Raw genomic sequence first — 15,384 nt, forward strand, 5'->3', positions numbered from 1 at the left:
CGATGCTCTCCCCCCTAGATGAATTTTTCTTTAACCCGGGCACCGCCTATTCTTTGGCACAATCAAGTCTCTACCCGCCGCCCAGGTAAAAGCATGCCCCGCGTACTGACTATCGAAGACGACGCTGTCACCGCCCAGGAGATCGTCGCCGAGCTTTCCAGCCATGGCCTGGAAGTGGATTGGGCCGACAACGGCCGTGAAGGCCTGGCCAAGGCGATTGCCGGTGGCTACGACCTGATCACCCTGGACCGGATGCTGCCGGAAGTCGACGGCCTGACCATCGTCACCACCCTGCGCACCCTGAAGATCGCCACGCCGATCCTGATGATCAGCGCCCTTTCGGATGTCGACGAACGGGTCCGTGGCCTGCGCGCCGGCGGTGATGACTACCTGACCAAGCCGTTCGCCTCCGATGAAATGGCCGCCCGCGTCGAGGTGCTGTTGCGCCGCAACAGCGTGCCGCTGGCGCAGACCCGCCTGCAGGTTGCCGACCTTGAGCTGGATTTGATCAGCCACGAGGCCAAGCGCGGCGAGCAGACCCTCAACCTGCTGCCCACCGAGTACAAGCTGCTGGAATTTCTCATGCGTCACGCTGGCCAGGTGATTACCCGGATGATGATTTTCGAGGAAGTCTGGGGCTATCACTTCGACCCGGGCACCAACCTGATCGACGTGCACATCGGACGCTTGCGCAAGAAGATCGACGCCGCCGGCCAGACACCGCTGATTCGCACCGTGCGGGGCTCGGGCTATGCCATTGCCGAACCCGTCTAAGGGCTGGAGCTCGTCCACCAGCCGCCTGCTGGCGCTGTACAGCTTTCTGTTCGTGGCCTGGAGCAGCATCCTCATGGGGGTGCTGTACTTCGAGGTATCAGGCTACCTGAACAAGCTCACCCGCCACTCCCTGCTGCAGCGCCAGCACCTGTTCGCGCACATGAGCGGCAAGCAGCTCGATGATGCGCTGATTGCCAGCCAGGCCTTCGAAGAGCGCAGTTTTGATGCCTATGGGCTGTTCGACGCGCAGTTCAATGCGCTCGGCGGGCAGGTTCGCCAGATCCCGCCCGAGCTCGGCCTGGACGGCAAGATCCATGAACTGAGCCGCTGCCTGGACGCCGACGACCCGCACCTGCCCCGTGACAGCTGCGATGCAGTGGCGATCAAGGTCCGCGATGGCCGCTGGCTGGTGCTGGTGCGCGACAACGGCTCGCTGTTCGTGGTCACCCGGATCATCCTCCACGCCCTGCTCTGGGGCCTGTCGCTGACCATCATTCCCGGCATCGCCGGCTGGTACCTGCTGCGGCGCAGGCCGCTCAAGCGTATCCGCGCGATCCAGGCCAGCGCCGAGCAGATTGTTTCCGGCGACCTGACCCGGCGCCTGCCGTTGTCGGCGCGGCGCGACGAGCTGGACATGCTGGCGGCCATCGTCAACGCCATGCTCGACCGCATCGAGCGCCTGATGCATGAAGTCAAAGGCGTCTGTGACAACATCGCCCACGACCTGCGCACCCCGCTGACCCGCCTGCGCGCCCAGCTCTACCGCATCCGCCAGCAGGCTGGCGATGATTCGCCGCAGGCCGAAGCACTGGAACAGGCGATTGGCGAAACCGACACGCTGATGGCGCGCTTTCGCGGGTTGCTGCGCATCAGCGAGCTGGAAGACCGCCAGCGCCGCGCAGGCTTTGTCGAGCTTGACCCGCACGGGCTGCTGCAGGAGCTGCACGACTTCTACCTGCCGCTGGCCGAAGACGGCGAGATTGGACTAACGCTGGAAATGCCCGAGCAATTGCCGGCGCTGCACGGTGATCGCGAGTTGCTGTTCGAGGCGCTGGCCAACCTGGTCGGCAACGCGATCAAGTTCACCCCGGCCCAGGGCCAGGTGCTGATGCGCGCGTTGAGCGATGCCAAGGGCTTGCATATCGAGGTGCACGACAGCGGCCCGGGGATTCCCGTGGACGAGCGTGGGGCGGTGTTGAAGCGCTTTTATCGCAGTGAGGAAGGCCAGCGTCACCCGGGGTTCGGGCTGGGCCTGTCGATTGTGGCGGCGATCGTTGACCTGCATGGCTTTGAACTGGAGGTCGGCGAGAGTGAGCTGGGTGGGGCGAAACTGGTGTTGCACTGCAGGACGGGTGTCGTCAGTTAGGGCCTCATCGCGGGGCAAGCCCGCTCCTACAAGGAGCGGCTTGACCCGCGATTGCTTAGTCAGCCAGGCGCCAGGTGGTGCCGCCCTTGCCGTCTTCCAGCACCACGCCCATGGCGGTCAGCTGGTCGCGGATGCGGTCGGATTCGGCCCAGTTCTTGTCGGCACGCGCTTGCAGGCGTGCCTGGATCAAGGCTTCAACCTCGGCGGCGTCGACCTTGCCTTCGGCGCCGGCACGCAGGAAGTCATCGGCGTCCAGTTGCAGCACACCGAGCAGATCACCCAGTTCGCGCAGGCGACCGGCCAGGCCGGCAGCGGCCTGTGGATCGTTCTCGCGCAGGCGGTTGATCTCGCGCACCAGGTCGAACAGCACGGCGCAGGCTTCAGGGGTGCCGAAGTCGTCGTTCATCGCCGCGGTGAAGCGCTCGACGTACTCCTCGCCACCTGCAGCCGCCACCCGTGGCAAGCCGCGCAGGGCGTGGTAGAAGCGCTCGAGGGCACCCTTGGACTCGCGCAGGCTGTCTTCGGAGTAGTTGATCGAGCTGCGGTAGTGGCTCGACACCAGCAGGTAGCGCACCACCTCCGGGTGATACTTGTCGAGCACGTCGCGAATGGTGAAGAAGTTGTTCAAGGACTTGGACATCTTCTCGCCATTGATGCGAATCATGCCGCAGTGCATCCACGAATTGGCGTACTGCTTGCCGGTGGCGGCCTCGCTCTGGGCGATTTCGTTCTCGTGGTGCGGGAACTCCAGGTCGTTGCCACCGCCGTGGATGTCGAAGCTCTCGCCCAGGCAGCAGGTGGACATCACCGAGCACTCGATGTGCCAGCCCGGACGACCCGCGCCCCAGGGCGATTCCCAGCTCGGCTCGCCGGGCTTGACGCCCTTCCAGAGGACGAAGTCGAGCGGGTCCTGCTTGGCTTCGTCGACCTCGATGCGGGCGCCGATGCGCAGGTCTTCGATCTTCTTGCGCGACAGCTTGCCGTAGCCGACGAACTTGCCGACCCGGTAGTACACGTCGCCGTTGCCCGGCGCGTAGGCATAGCCCTTGTCGATCAGGGTCTGGATCATCGCGTGCATGCCGGCGATATGGTCGGTGGCACGCGGCTCCTGGTCCGGCGGCAGGATGTTCAGGCGGCGCTCGTCTTCGTGCATCGCGTCGATCATGCGGGCGGTCAGGGCGTCGAAGCTTTCGCCGTTTTCGTTGGCCCGGTTAATGATCTTGTCATCGATGTCGGTAATGTTGCGCACATAGGTCAGGTCGTAGCCGCTGTAACGCAGCCAGCGGGTCACCAGGTCGAAGGCGACCATGCTGCGCCCGTGGCCCAGGTGGCAGAAGTCGTAGACGGTCATGCCGCAGACGTACATCCGCACCTTGTTGCCTTCAAGCGGTTTGAAGACTTCCTTGGTCTTGCTGAGCGTGTTGTAGATGGTAAGCACGAGAGTTCCTTAGCTGCCCCACGAATCGCGCAGGGTCACGGTGCGGTTGAACACCGGGCGACCCGGCTGGGAGTCTTTCAGGTCGGCGCAGAAGTAGCCTTCGCGCTCGAACTGGAAGCGGTCTTCTGGCTGGGCCTGGCCCAGGGAAGGTTCCGCACGACAACCCGTCAGCACCTGCAGCGAATCAGGATTGATGTTGTCAAGGAAGTTGCCGCCATCTTCAGTCTTCTCGGGGTTGGCCGAGCGGAACAGGCGGTCGTACAGGCGTACTTCGCATTCGACGCTGGCCGCGGCCGGCACCCAGTGGATCACGCCCTTGACCTTGCGGCCTTCAGGGTTTTTGCCCAGGGTGTCGGGGTCGTACGAGCAGCGCAGCTCGACGATGTTGCCGTCAGCGTCCTTGATCGCCTCGTCGGCGCGGATCACGTAGCTGCCGCGCAGGCGCACTTCACCGGCCGGCTCCAGGCGCTTGTAGCCCTTGGGCGGCTCTTCCATGAAGTCGTCGCGGTCGATGTAGATTTCGCGGGCGAATGGCAGTGCGCGCACGCCCATGTCTTCTTTGGGGTGGCGCGGCAGTTCGAGGTTCTCGACCTGGCCTTCTGGGTAATTGGTAATGACCACTTTCAGCGGGCGCAGCACGCACATGGCGCGTGGCGCGGTGCGGTCAAGGTCGTCACGGATGCTGAATTCGAGCATCGACATGTCGACCACGCCGTCGGAGCGGTTGGTACCGACCATTTCGCAGAAGTTGCGGATCGACGCCGGGGTGTAGCCGCGACGGCGGAAACCCGACAGGGTCGACATGCGCGGGTCGTCCCAGCCGTTGACGTGCTGCTCGTCGACCAGTTGCTTGAGCTTGCGCTTGCTGGTGATGGTGTAGTTCAGGTTCAGGCGGCTGAACTCGTACTGGCGCGGCTTGGCCGGCACCGGCAGGTTGTCGAGGAACCACTCGTAGAGCGGGCGATGGCCTTCGAACTCGAGGGTGCAGATCGAGTGGGTGATGCCTTCGATGGCATCCGACTGACCGTGGGTGAAGTCGTAGTTGGGGTAGATGCACCAGGCATCACCGGTCTGGTGGTGATGGGCATGACGAATGCGGTAGAGGATCGGGTCGCGCAGGTTCATGTTCGGCGAGGCCATGTCGATCTTGGCCCGCAGCACGCGCTCGCCATCCTTGAACTCACCGGCTTTCATGCGCGCGAACAGGTCGAGGTTGTCTGCAACCGAGCGCTCGCGGAACGGGCTGTTCTGGCCAGGGGTGGTCAGGTTGCCACGGTATTCCTTGGCCTGCTCCGGGGTCAGGTCGCAGACGTAGGCCTTGCCGGCCTTGATCAGCTCGACCGCCCAGTCGTGCAACTGGTCGAAATATTGCGAAGCGTAGCGCACCGGGCCGGTCCACTCGAAGCCCAGCCACTTGATGTCGCTCTGGATCGCGTCGATGTACTCCTGGTCCTCTTTGGCCGGGTTGGTGTCATCGAAACGCAGGTGACAGGCCCCACCGAATTCCTGGGCCAGGCCGAAGTTCACGCAGATCGACTTGGCATGGCCGATGTGCAGGTAACCGTTGGGCTCTGGCGGGAAACGGGTGACGATGCTGCTGTGCTTGCCCGAGTCCAGGTCTGCCTGCACGATCGGACGCAGGAAGTTCGCAGGGATGGCGGGAGCGCCTTTGGCAGCGGCGTTGGGAGCGGTGTCGGCAGTGGGCTTGCTCATAGGATCCTTGAATACGGGGTGCACGGCCTGGGTAGGCCGACTGAATCAAAGCGCTTATCATAGCCGAAGCGGTCGAGCTGCCGACAGGTCAAATAGCAGCTTCAAGCTACAAGCAACACGCTCCAAGACGAACGCCGTGCGCTTTTTCTTGCAGCTTGCCACTTGAAGCTTGAAGCTACACCACCGCAAAACCCCCGAACAGAGCGAGTTTCAAGCATGTCCAAAGTCAAACTGACTACCAACCACGGTGACATCGTCATCGAGCTGAACGCCGAGAAAGCCCCGATCACCGTGGCCAACTTCATCGAATACGTTAACGCTGGCCACTACAGCAACACCGTATTCCACCGTGTGATCAAGGGTTTCATGATCCAGGGCGGCGGTTTTGAGCCAGGCATGAACGAGAAGCGTGACAAGCGTGCCAGCATCCAGAACGAAGCTGACAACGGCCTGAAGAACGACAAGTACACCATCGCCATGGCTCGCACCATGGAGCCGCATTCGGCCTCGGCGCAGTTCTTCATCAACGCCTCGAACAACGACTTCCTCAACCACAGCGGCAAGAACGTGCAGGGCTGGGGTTACGCGGTATTCGGCAAAGTGACCGAAGGTACCGAGGTTGTCGACGCCATCGAGAAAGTCGCCACCGGTTCCAAGTCCGGTCACCAGGACGTGCCGAAGGACGACGTGATCATCGAGAAAGCCGAGATCATTGAGTGATACTGCTGATCTCTGATCTGCACCTGCAAGAAGAACGCCCGGACATTACCCGGGCGTTTGTTGATCTGCTCGACGGTCGTGCGCGGCACGCCGAGGCGCTGTACATCCTTGGCGATTTTTTCGAGGCATGGATCGGCGACGACGCCATGACGCCCTTCCAGACCTCGATCTGCCAGGCCCTGCGCGCCTTGAGCGACAGCGGCACGCAGGTCTTTGTGATGCACGGCAACCGCGACTTCCTGCTCGGCCAGGCCTTTTGCAAGGCCGCTGGCTGCACCCTGCTGGCCGACCCGAGCGTGGTCGAGATGGGCGGCGAGCCGGTGTTGCTGATGCACGGCGACAGCCTGTGCACCCGCGACCTGGCCTACATGAAGATGCGTCGTTACCTGCGCAACCCGTTGAGCCTGTGGATTCTTCGGCATCTGCCGCTGAGCACCCGGCAGAAGCTTGCACGCAAGCTGCGTAGCGAAAGCCGGGCACAGACGCGGATGAAGGCCAACGACATTGTCGACGTGACCGCCGAGGAAGTGCCGCGGATCATGCAGCAATACGGTGTGCGCACCCTGGTGCATGGCCACACCCATCGGCCGGCGATTCACAAGCTGGTGGTCGGCGATCAACCGGCGCGGCGTATCGTGCTGGGCGATTGGGACCGCCAAGGCTGGGCGCTGGAGGTGGATGAGCAAGGGTTTCAACTGCAGCCTTTTGCTTTTCCCTGAAGACTGATCGCGGGGCAAGCCCGCTCCTACATTCCTGGTAGGAGCGGGCTTGCCCCGCGATTATCAGTGCCCCGCCGACGCCGGCCCGGCCTTGGCCGCAAACGGCGGCTTGGCCAGCCACACCAGCAATATCAAGCCTGCGAAAATCCAGCCCATCAGGGTGAAGTAATCCACCGTCGACATCATGTACGCCTGACTGCTGAGCATCCGCTCCAGCTGCGCATACGACTGCCCGCTCGCCCCGCCCAGCTGGTTCAACGCCTCGCGGGTCGCAGGCTCGTAGGTGCTGATGCTCTCGCTCAGGTAGGCATGGTGCTGGTCTGCCCGGCGAATCCAGATCCAGGTGGTCAGCGACGCGGCAAAACTGCCGCCCAGGGTCCGCAGGAAGGTCGCCAGCCCCGAGCCGTCGGCGATCTGGTGCGGCGGCAGGTCGGAGAGCAGGATGCTCAAGGTCGGCATGAAGAACAGCGCCACGCCGATCCCCATGAACAGCTGCACCAGGGCGATGTGCTGGAAGTCGACTTCGTTGGTGAAACCGGCACGCATGAAGCAACTGGTGCCAATCGCCAGGAACGCCAGCCCCGCCAGCACCCGCAGGTCGAACTTGTGCGCGTACTTGCCGACAAACGGCGACATCAGCACCGGCAACAGGCCGATCGGCGCCACCGCCAGGCCTGCCCAGGTGGCGGTGTAGCCCATCTGCGTCTGCAGCCACTGCGGCAGGATCAGATTGATGCCGAAGAAGCCGGCATAGCCGCCGACCAGCACGATGGTGCCGATGCGAAAGTTGCGGTGCACGAACAGCCGCAGGTTGACCACCGGGTGCTTGTCGGTCAGCTCCCAGATAATGAACACCGCCAGGAACACCACCGAGATCAGGCTGCCAATGACGATGAAATTCGACTCGAACCAATCCAGGTCATTGCCCTTGTCGAGCACGATCTGCAAGGCGCCGACGCCGATGATCAGGCTCAGCAGGCCAATGTAGTCCATCGGCTGGCGGCTGGTGCTGACCGGACGCGTGCGCATCTGCTGGCGCACCACGGCGGCGGCGAACAGGCCGATCGGCACGTTGATGAAGAAGATCCACGGCCAGCTGTAGCTGTCGGTGATCCAGCCGCCGAGAATCGGCCCGGCAATCGGCGCCACCACCGTGACCATCGCCAATAACGCCAGGGCCATGCCGCGCTTGGCCGGCGGATAGACTGCGATCAGCAGGGTCTGGGTCATCGGATACAGCGGCCCGGCGACGATGCCCTGAAGCACGCGAAAGCCGACCAGCTCGGGCATCGACTGGGCAATGCCGCAAAGGAACGAAGCCAGCACGAACAGCAGCGTGGCCCAGATGAACAGCTTGACCTCACCGAAGCGCCGGCTGAGCCAGCCGGTCAGCGGCAAGGCAATGGCGTTGCTCACCGCAAACGAGGTAATGACCCAGGTGCCCTGCTCCGAACTGACGCCGAGGTTGCCGGAAATAGTTGGCAATGCCACGTTGGCGATGGTGGTGTCGAGCACCTGCATGAAGGTCGCCAGCGACAGGCCGATAGTAGTCAGCAACAGGCTTGGCGGGGTAAAGGAAGCCTGATTGGCGCTCATCGCTGCGCCGTCTTGCTGGAACCGGCACTGTTGTCATGGATCAGCCTGGTGATCAGGCGATCAGCCTCGACCAGTTGACGGTCGTACACCTGGGTGGCGAACGAGGCCTTCTGCGGCGGCTGCTGGGCCAGCACCGGGCCGCTCTGGTCATGCAGATCGACCTCGACCTGGGTCGACAGGCCGATCCGCAGCGGATGCTTGGCCAGTTGCTCGGCATTGATATGAATACGCACCGGCACCCGCTGGACGATCTTGATCCAGTTGCCGGTGGCGTTCTGCGCCGGCAACAGGGCAAAGGCGCTGCCAGTGCCGGCGCCGAGGCTGTCGATGGTGCCGCTGTACTTGACGTCGCTGCCGTACAGGTCGGCAACGATATCGACCGGCTGGCCGATGCGCATGTTGCGCAGTTGGGTTTCCTTGAAGTTGGCGTCGATCCACAGCTGGTCGAGGGGGATCACTGCCATGGTCGCAGTGCCCGGTTGCAGGCGCTGGCCCAATTGCACGGTGCGCTTGGCGACGTAGCCGGTGACCGGCGCCACCAGGGTGGTGCGGGCGTTGTTGAGGTAGGCCTGGCGCAACTCGGCGGCCGCGGCCATCACCTCGGGGTGCGACGACACCACGGTGTCATCGACCAGCGCCGCTGTGGTGTTGAGCTGCTGTTTTGCATCATTCAAGGCGCTTTGCGCCGAAGACAGGTCGTCGCGGGCATGGGACAGCTCTTCTTTGGAGATCGCCCCACCGGCGGCCAGGGTTTGTCGCCGGTTGAAGTTCTCCTGCGCTTTTTTCAGCTCGGCCTGGCGCGCAGCCACCTGGGCCTTCTTGCCATCGACGTTGCTGTACAGGCCACGCACCTGGCGCACCGCACGCGCCAGCTTGGCCTCGGCAGCCTGCAGGCCGACCTCGGCGTCGCTGGGGTCGAATTCGAGCAGCATCTGGCCTTCGTGGACCAGGTCGCCATCGTCCGCGCCGATGCTGACCACAGTGCCGGTGACCAGCGGGGTGATCTCCACTACGTTGCCGTTGACATAGGCATCGTCGGTCTCTTCGCTCCAGCGCCCGTAAAGCTCGTGCCAGGCCCAGACGCCAGCGCCGGCGACGACGATCAGCAACGCCAGGGCCAACAGCCAGGTCTTGCGCTTGCGCTGGTTGTTGAGGTCCTGCGTGGTGTCGTGCGCAGAAGAAGTAGTGGCCATTGCTAATACCTTGGCTGAGTGAATGGGTGAAATGGGCGCTTACTTGGCGCCCAGGCGCATGGCCGTCAGGGTGTCGCCGGCGGCCAGCAGCACCTTGCTCAGGATCGCTTCGAGGGTGGCCAGCTCGCTGGGCTCGAGCACACCGACCAGCTCGTTCATCGCCGCAGCGCCGATCTGTGGCAGCAGGTCGGCGAGCTTCTGGCCTTCTTCGCTCAGACCCAGGCGAATCTGCCGACGGTCGTCCGGGCAACGGCGGCGGATGATCAGGTCTTTCTGTTCGAGGCGGTCGAGCATGCGCGTCATCGAACCGCTGTCAACCGACAGGTAGCGGCACAGCTCGGCCGGGGTGTCGACGCCGTATTGGGCGACGATGATCAGCACCTTGAACTGCGCGGCAGTCACGCCGTAAGGCTGCATGTGGCTGTCGATGATGCGGTCCTTGACCAGCGCGGTGCGGCCCAGAAGCATGCCGAGGGTGCAGTTCTGGAAGTTTTCCGGGGTGTAGTGCTGCATGGACACAGATACCTGCTTAGGCAGTAAGTTACATAATGTTACTGCTTAGGCAGCTAACGTCAAGGCATTAATTAGCTAGCTTAGTATTTGGCTGATAAAAGGGGCTGCAAGGCAGCCCCCGATCAAAACAGGTCAGTCAGGCCGGCACGCCGCTATGAAAACGGAACTCTTCATCCGGGCTGCTGATCAGGTCGGCCTCGACCGCCCTGACCTTCTCCACCACCCGCTCGATATCTGCGCCATCGCCGTATTGATGGGCAAGCTTGAGGTAACCCTGATAATGCCGCGCTTCGCTGTTGAGCAGGCCGTGATAGAACTTGCCCAGCTCTTCATCCAGGTGCGGCACCAAGGCGGCAAAGCGCTCGCAACTGCGCGCCTCGATAAAGGCGCCGACCACCAGGGTGTCGACCAGCCTCACCGGCTCGTGGGTGCGCACCACCCGGCGCAGGCCCGAGGCATAGCGCCCGGCCGACAACGGCCGCAGGGCGATCTTGCGCCGCTTCATCAGGCGCAGTACCTGCTCATGGTGCACCAGCTCTTCGCGGGCCAGGCGCGACATCATGTTGATCAGGTCCAGGTGCGTGTTGTACTTGGCCATCAGGCTCAGGGCGGTGCTGGCAGCCTTGAACTCGCAGTTCTTGTGATCGATCAGCAGGGTTTCCTGGTCGGCGAGCGCCGCCTGGACCCAGGCATCAGGGGTACGGCAACCAAGGAAGGCTTCGATTTCAGGGATAAGGGACATAGGCTCACAAACAGGCAGGGCAAACGGCAAGACCGGCGATTATACCGGCAGCAGCGCCGATCACCAGTGAACTATGCTTGATACATATCAACGCCCGGTGCAGTTGGCGCCGACTATAGTCAGGCATTGGCCGCCATTTATGAAGGGAGTTCACGCTCATGCAAGAAGTACGCAGCATCCTGGTGGTACTGGATCCCGATCACGCTCACAGCCGGGCGCTGACCCGGGCCAAACTGATCGCCGGGGTCACCGGCGCGCGCCTGCACTTGCTGATGTGCGACAAGAAACACGACCACAGCGCCCTGCTCAGCCTGCTGGCCAGCCAGCTGCATGATGACGGCTACAACAACGTGACCCATGAGCAGGCCTGGCACGACACCTTGCACGAGTCGATCGTCAGTGTGCAGCAGGCCGAAGGCTGCGAGCTGGTGATCAAGGAGCATCGCCCGGACAACCCGCTCAAGCGCGCCCTGCTCACCCCCAGCGACTGGAAGCTGCTGCGCCAGTGCCCGTGCGCGGTATTGATGGTCAAGAGCGAGCGGCCCTGGACCGGCGGGGTGATCCTTGCCGCAGTCGACGTCGGCAACCACGACGAGGCCCATCGCCTGCTGCACACCAGCATCATCGATCACGGCTATGCGATCGCCAGCCTGGCCAAGGGCGAGCTGCATGTAATCAGTGCCCACCCGTCGCCGATGCTGTCAGCGGCAGACCCGGTGTACCAGCTCAAGGACACCATCGAGCGCAAGTACCGCGAGGAATGCGCAGCGTTCCAGGCCGAGTTCGACATCAAGGACGAGCGCCTGCATGTTGCCGAAGGGCCGGCCGATGTGCTGATTCCCTATACGGCGAAAAAGTACGAAGCGGCGGTGACGGTGATTGGCACCGTGGCCCGTACCGGGATTTCCGGGGCGCTGATCGGCAACACCGCGGAAGTGGTGCTCGATGCGCTGGAGTGTGATGTGCTGGTGCTCAAGACCGAGGAGGTGAAGGTGCAGCTGACGGAACTGGCCAGGGGCTGAGGGCCTCATCGCGGGTCAAGCCCGCTCCTACAGGAGCAGGCTTGACCACCTACCCCAAGGCATCCTTGAGAAAGCCTGGCGCGATATAGCGCTGGTAATGGGCCTCCGACAGCAGGAAGAATTCCCGATCAATGGCATCGCGCAGCTCGGGCAATTCCCAGTCGCGAAACTCCGGCAGCAGCACCATGCCGTAAGCCTCCAGCTCACGGATCACCCGTGCGCCGCGGGCAATCAGTTGATAAGCCCAGCAATATTCAGACTGATGCGCTACGAAGCGGACCTTGCGCAGCTCCAGTTGCTGGCGCAGACGCGTGGCATCAAAGACTTCAAGTTTGGCCACCATGACCTGCACCAGCAATTGCTCCAGGCGCAGCCACACCGCACGCTTTTCATCTTCGTTGTAGCCGTTCCAGTTGATCACTTCATGGTGAAAACGCTTGCAGCCACGGCACACCAAGTCCCCGTAAACCGTGGAACAGAGGCCGACGCAAGGCGTTTTAATTGACTGATTGGACATGAAAAAACCGACAGCTTGGCGGTGGAACAGGCTGCCATGTTAGCCCTTTGTCTAACGAGGGTCACCCGCTAAAGTCATCCAGCGCGCCTTACCTTTATCGACTTTTTACCGTAGAATCATCCGGCCTTTTTAAGGCAGCAATGTCCGTTAGAAGCTGTTTTCAAAGCGTCACGAGCACAGTTCATCCGGTAGAACGGCGTTGGCCCGGGATATTCGCTTCGCGCATGTCCCGCGCCAGCCCTCATCAGCCTCCGTTCTACAGGCGTAAAACTTTGAAAGCAGCTTCTGTAAGGATTTCCTGCAACCCTGGCTACGCGGCCCAAGAAGCCGTATTGCGCATGGCTGCCGGAATTTCTGGATGAGCGTCCCGGACACCCATTTGGGACCACTGATGAGGGTAATAACTGTGCTTGAAGCCTACCGCAAACACATCGAAGAGCGTGCCGCCCAGGGTATCGTGCCCCAGCCGCTTAACGCCGAACAAACCGCAGGCCTGGTCGAGCTGCTGAAGAATCCCCCTGCTGGCGAAGAAGCAGTCCTCGTCGACCTGATCACCAATCGCGTTCCACCAGGAGTGGACGAAGCCGCCTACGTCAAGGCCGGTTTCCTTTCCGCCATCGCCAAAGGCGAAGCCACCTCACCGCTGATCGACAAGAAGCGCGCCGTTGAGCTGCTGGGCACCATGCAGGGCGGCTACAACATCGCCACCATGGTCGAGCTGCTGGACAACGCCGAACTGGCCCCTGTGGCCGCCGAACAGCTCAAGCACACCCTGCTGATGTTCGATGCCTTCCACGACGTCGCCGAAAAAGCCAAGGCGGGCAATGCCCACGCCAAGGCCGTGCTGGAATCCTGGGCCGCCGGTGAGTGGTTCACCAGCAAGCCAGCCATCGCTGACAAGTACAGCCTGACCGTGTTCAAGGTCCCTGGCGAAACCAACACCGACGACCTGTCCCCTGCCCCGGATGCCTGGTCGCGCCCTGACATCCCGCTGCACGCCCTGGCCATGCTGAAAATGGCCCGTGACGGCATCGTGCCTGAGCAACAAGGCGCCATCGGCCCGCTCAAGCAGATCGAAGAAGTCAAAGCCAAAGGCTTCCCGGTTGCCTACGTCGGTGACGTGGTCGGTACCGGTTCCTCGCGTAAATCCGCCACCAACTCGGTGCTGTGGTTCTTCGGCGACGACATCCCGTACGTACCGAACAAGCGCGCTGGCGGCTTCTGCTTCGGCTCGAAAATCGCCCCGATCTTCTACAACACCATGGAAGACGCCGGCGCCCTGCCGATCGAGTTCGACGTGTCGAACCTGAACATGGGCGACGTCATCGACGTTTACCCGCACGCTGGCAAAGTCTGCAAGCACGGCACCGAAGACGTCATCACCACCTTCGAACTGAAGACCCCGGTGCTGCTCGACGAAGTCCGCGCTGGCGGCCGTATCCCGCTGATCGTCGGCCGTGGCCTGACCGAGAAAGCCCGCGCCGAGCTGGGCCTGGGCCCAACCGACCTGTTCAAGCTGCCTGAAGCACCTGTCGACACCGGCAAGGGCTACACCCTGGCACAGAAGATGGTCGGTAAAGCCTGCGGCCTGCCGGAAGGCAAAGGCGTGCGTCCAGGCACCTACTGCGAACCGAAGATGACCACCGTCGGCTCCCAGGACACCACTGGCCCGATGACCCGTGACGAACTGAAAGACCTGGCGTGCCTGGGCTTCTCCGCCGACCTGGTCATGCAGTCGTTCTGCCACACCGCGGCCTATCCAAAGCCGATCGACGTCACCACCCACCACACCCTGCCGGATTTCATCCGCACCCGTGGCGGCGTGTCCCTGCGTCCAGGCGACGGCATCATCCACAGCTGGCTGAACCGCATGCTGCTGCCGGACACCGTCGGTACCGGTGGTGACTCGCACACCCGCTTCCCGATCGGCATCTCGTTCCCTGCAGGTTCCGGCCTGGTCGCCTTCGCCGCGGCCACCGGCGTCATGCCGCTGGATATGCCGGAGTCGGTACTGGTGCGCTTCAAGGGCAAGCTGCAGCCAGGCATCACCCTGCGTGACCTGGTCCATGCCATCCCTTACTACGGCATCCAGAAAGGCCTGCTGACCGTCGAGAAGAAAGGCAAGATCAACGCCTTCTCCGGCCGCATCCTGGAAATCGAAGGCCTGGACGAGCTGACCGTCGAGCAAGCGTTCGAACTGTCCGACGCCTCGGCCGAACGTTCGGCTGCCGGTTGCACCATCAAGCTGCCAGAAAAAGCCGTTGCCGAGTACCTGAAGTCGAACATCACCCTGCTGCGCTGGATGATCAGCGAAGGCTACGGCGATGCCCGCACCATGGAACGCCGCGCGCAAGCGATGGAAGCCTGGCTGGCCAACCCGCAACTGCTGGCTGCCGACAAGGACGCCGAATACGCCGAGATCATCGAGATCGACCTGGCCGACGTCAAAGAGCCTGTGCTCTGCGCCCCGAACGACCCGGACGACGCCCGTCTGCTGTCCTCGGTACAGGGCGAGAAGATCGACGAAGTGTTCATCGGTTCGTGCATGACCAACATCGGTCACTTCCGCGCTGCCGGCAAGCTGCTGGACAAGGTCAAAGGCTCGATCCCGACCCGTCTGTGGCTGTCGCCGCCCACCAAGATGGACGCTCACCAGCTGACCGAAGAAGGCTACTACGGCATCTACGGCAAGGCTGGCGCGCGCATGGAAATGCCGGGCTGCTCGCTGTGCATGGGTAACCAGGCACGCGTTGCGGCGAACTCGACCGTAGTGTCGACTTCGACCCGTAACTTCCCGAACCGTCTGGGTGATGGCGCCAACGTCTATCTGGCCTCTGCCGAGCTGGCCGCTGTTGCCTCGATCCTGGGCAAGCTGCCAACCGTCGAAGAGTACATGGAGTACGCGAAGAACATCGACAGCATGGCTGCCGACGTTTACCGCTACCTGAGCTTCGACCAGATCGCCGAGTTCCGTGAAGCCGCTGCGAACGCCAAGATCCCGGTTGTTCAAGCCTAAGCTGACTTAGCGTAAAAAAACCCCGCCAATTGGCGGGGTTTTTTATTGAGCCTGT

The 15,384-nt window shown here is 62.6% G+C and carries 13 protein-coding genes; 6 read left to right on the top strand and 7 right to left on the bottom strand.

What is annotated here, in order from left to right; genetic code table 11:
- Window positions 1-93 precede the first annotated feature (93 nt).
- Together LOY54_RS18160 and LOY54_RS18165 are read left to right on the top strand one after the other, a co-directional pair.
- Window positions 94-774, top strand: a complete 681-nt coding sequence (locus LOY54_RS18160; protein WP_045194691.1) for a response regulator transcription factor — start codon at window positions 94-96, stop codon at window positions 772-774.
- Window positions 752-2,140: a HAMP domain-containing sensor histidine kinase gene (locus LOY54_RS18165; RefSeq protein WP_045194693.1), complete on the top strand. Its 1,389-nt coding sequence runs from the start codon at window positions 752-754 to the stop codon at window positions 2,138-2,140. Before LOY54_RS18160 ends, LOY54_RS18165 begins: the two co-directional genes overlap by 23 nt.
- 55 nt (window positions 2,141-2,195) lie before the next feature.
- Here the strand turns inward: LOY54_RS18165 and cysS are convergent, their stop codons facing one another.
- Both cysS and LOY54_RS18175 read right to left on the bottom strand, forming a co-directional pair.
- On the bottom strand, window positions 2,196-3,578 hold the full coding sequence (gene cysS / locus LOY54_RS18170) for a cysteine--tRNA ligase (RefSeq protein ID WP_045194695.1): 1,383 nt from the start codon (window positions 3,576-3,578) through the stop codon (window positions 2,196-2,198).
- Between the two features lie 9 nt (window positions 3,579-3,587).
- A complete protein-coding gene (locus tag LOY54_RS18175) occupies window positions 3,588-5,291 on the bottom strand; it encodes a glutamine--tRNA ligase/YqeY domain fusion protein (protein ID WP_045194697.1) in 1,704 nt (567 codons plus the stop codon).
- 216 nt (window positions 5,292-5,507) lie between these two features.
- Between LOY54_RS18175 and LOY54_RS18180 the strand changes: the two genes are divergently transcribed.
- Together LOY54_RS18180 and lpxH are read left to right on the top strand one after the other, a co-directional pair.
- Window positions 5,508-6,011, top strand: coding sequence for a peptidylprolyl isomerase (locus tag LOY54_RS18180; protein ID WP_045194699.1), 504 nt, complete (start codon window positions 5,508-5,510; stop codon window positions 6,009-6,011).
- Window positions 6,008-6,730: a UDP-2,3-diacylglucosamine diphosphatase gene (gene lpxH / locus LOY54_RS18185; RefSeq protein ID WP_045194702.1), complete on the top strand. Its 723-nt coding sequence runs from the start codon at window positions 6,008-6,010 to the stop codon at window positions 6,728-6,730. The genes LOY54_RS18180 and lpxH overlap by 4 nt, the downstream gene beginning before the upstream one ends.
- Window positions 6,731-6,793: 63 nt before the next feature.
- Here the strand turns inward: lpxH and LOY54_RS18190 are convergent, their stop codons facing one another.
- The 4 genes from LOY54_RS18190 to LOY54_RS18205 form a co-directional block, all read right to left on the bottom strand.
- Window positions 6,794-8,326 carry a DHA2 family efflux MFS transporter permease subunit gene (locus LOY54_RS18190; RefSeq protein ID WP_258607488.1) on the bottom strand — a complete coding sequence of 511 codons (1,533 nt, stop codon included), beginning with the start codon at window positions 8,324-8,326 and terminating at the stop codon, window positions 6,794-6,796.
- Entirely contained in the window at window positions 8,323-9,519 is a 1,197-nt protein-coding gene (locus tag LOY54_RS18195; protein ID WP_045194706.1) for an HlyD family efflux transporter periplasmic adaptor subunit, read from the bottom strand. Before LOY54_RS18195 ends, LOY54_RS18190 begins: the two co-directional genes overlap by 4 nt.
- 39 nt (window positions 9,520-9,558) lie before the next feature.
- Window positions 9,559-10,032 carry a MarR family winged helix-turn-helix transcriptional regulator gene (locus tag LOY54_RS18200; RefSeq protein WP_093381004.1) on the bottom strand — a complete coding sequence of 158 codons (474 nt, stop codon included), beginning with the start codon at window positions 10,030-10,032 and terminating at the stop codon, window positions 9,559-9,561.
- 136 nt (window positions 10,033-10,168) lie between these two features.
- Complete coding sequence (locus tag LOY54_RS18205) at window positions 10,169-10,774, bottom strand: tRNA-(ms[2]io[6]A)-hydroxylase (RefSeq protein ID WP_258607489.1); 606 nt, start codon at window positions 10,772-10,774, stop codon at window positions 10,169-10,171.
- A 158-nt stretch (window positions 10,775-10,932) separates the two neighbouring features.
- On the opposite strand from LOY54_RS18205, the gene LOY54_RS18210 reads away from it, so the two are divergent.
- Entirely contained in the window at window positions 10,933-11,796 is an 864-nt protein-coding gene (locus LOY54_RS18210) for a universal stress protein (protein WP_258607490.1), read from the top strand.
- 49 nt (window positions 11,797-11,845) lie between these two features.
- Here the strand turns inward: LOY54_RS18210 and LOY54_RS18215 are convergent, their stop codons facing one another.
- Window positions 11,846-12,313: a DUF1289 domain-containing protein gene (locus tag LOY54_RS18215; protein ID WP_093381002.1), complete on the bottom strand. Its 468-nt coding sequence runs from the start codon at window positions 12,311-12,313 to the stop codon at window positions 11,846-11,848.
- Window positions 12,314-12,719: 406 nt separating this feature from the next.
- On the opposite strand from LOY54_RS18215, the gene acnB reads away from it, so the two are divergent.
- Window positions 12,720-15,329 carry a bifunctional aconitate hydratase 2/2-methylisocitrate dehydratase gene (acnB, locus tag LOY54_RS18220; protein ID WP_045194717.1) on the top strand — a complete coding sequence of 870 codons (2,610 nt, stop codon included), beginning with the start codon at window positions 12,720-12,722 and terminating at the stop codon, window positions 15,327-15,329.
- Window positions 15,330-15,384: the final 55 nt, after the last annotated feature.

The sequence above is a fragment of the Pseudomonas sp. B21-032 genome, assembly GCF_024748965.1.
Classification (GTDB): Bacteria; Pseudomonadota; Gammaproteobacteria; order Pseudomonadales; family Pseudomonadaceae; genus Aquipseudomonas.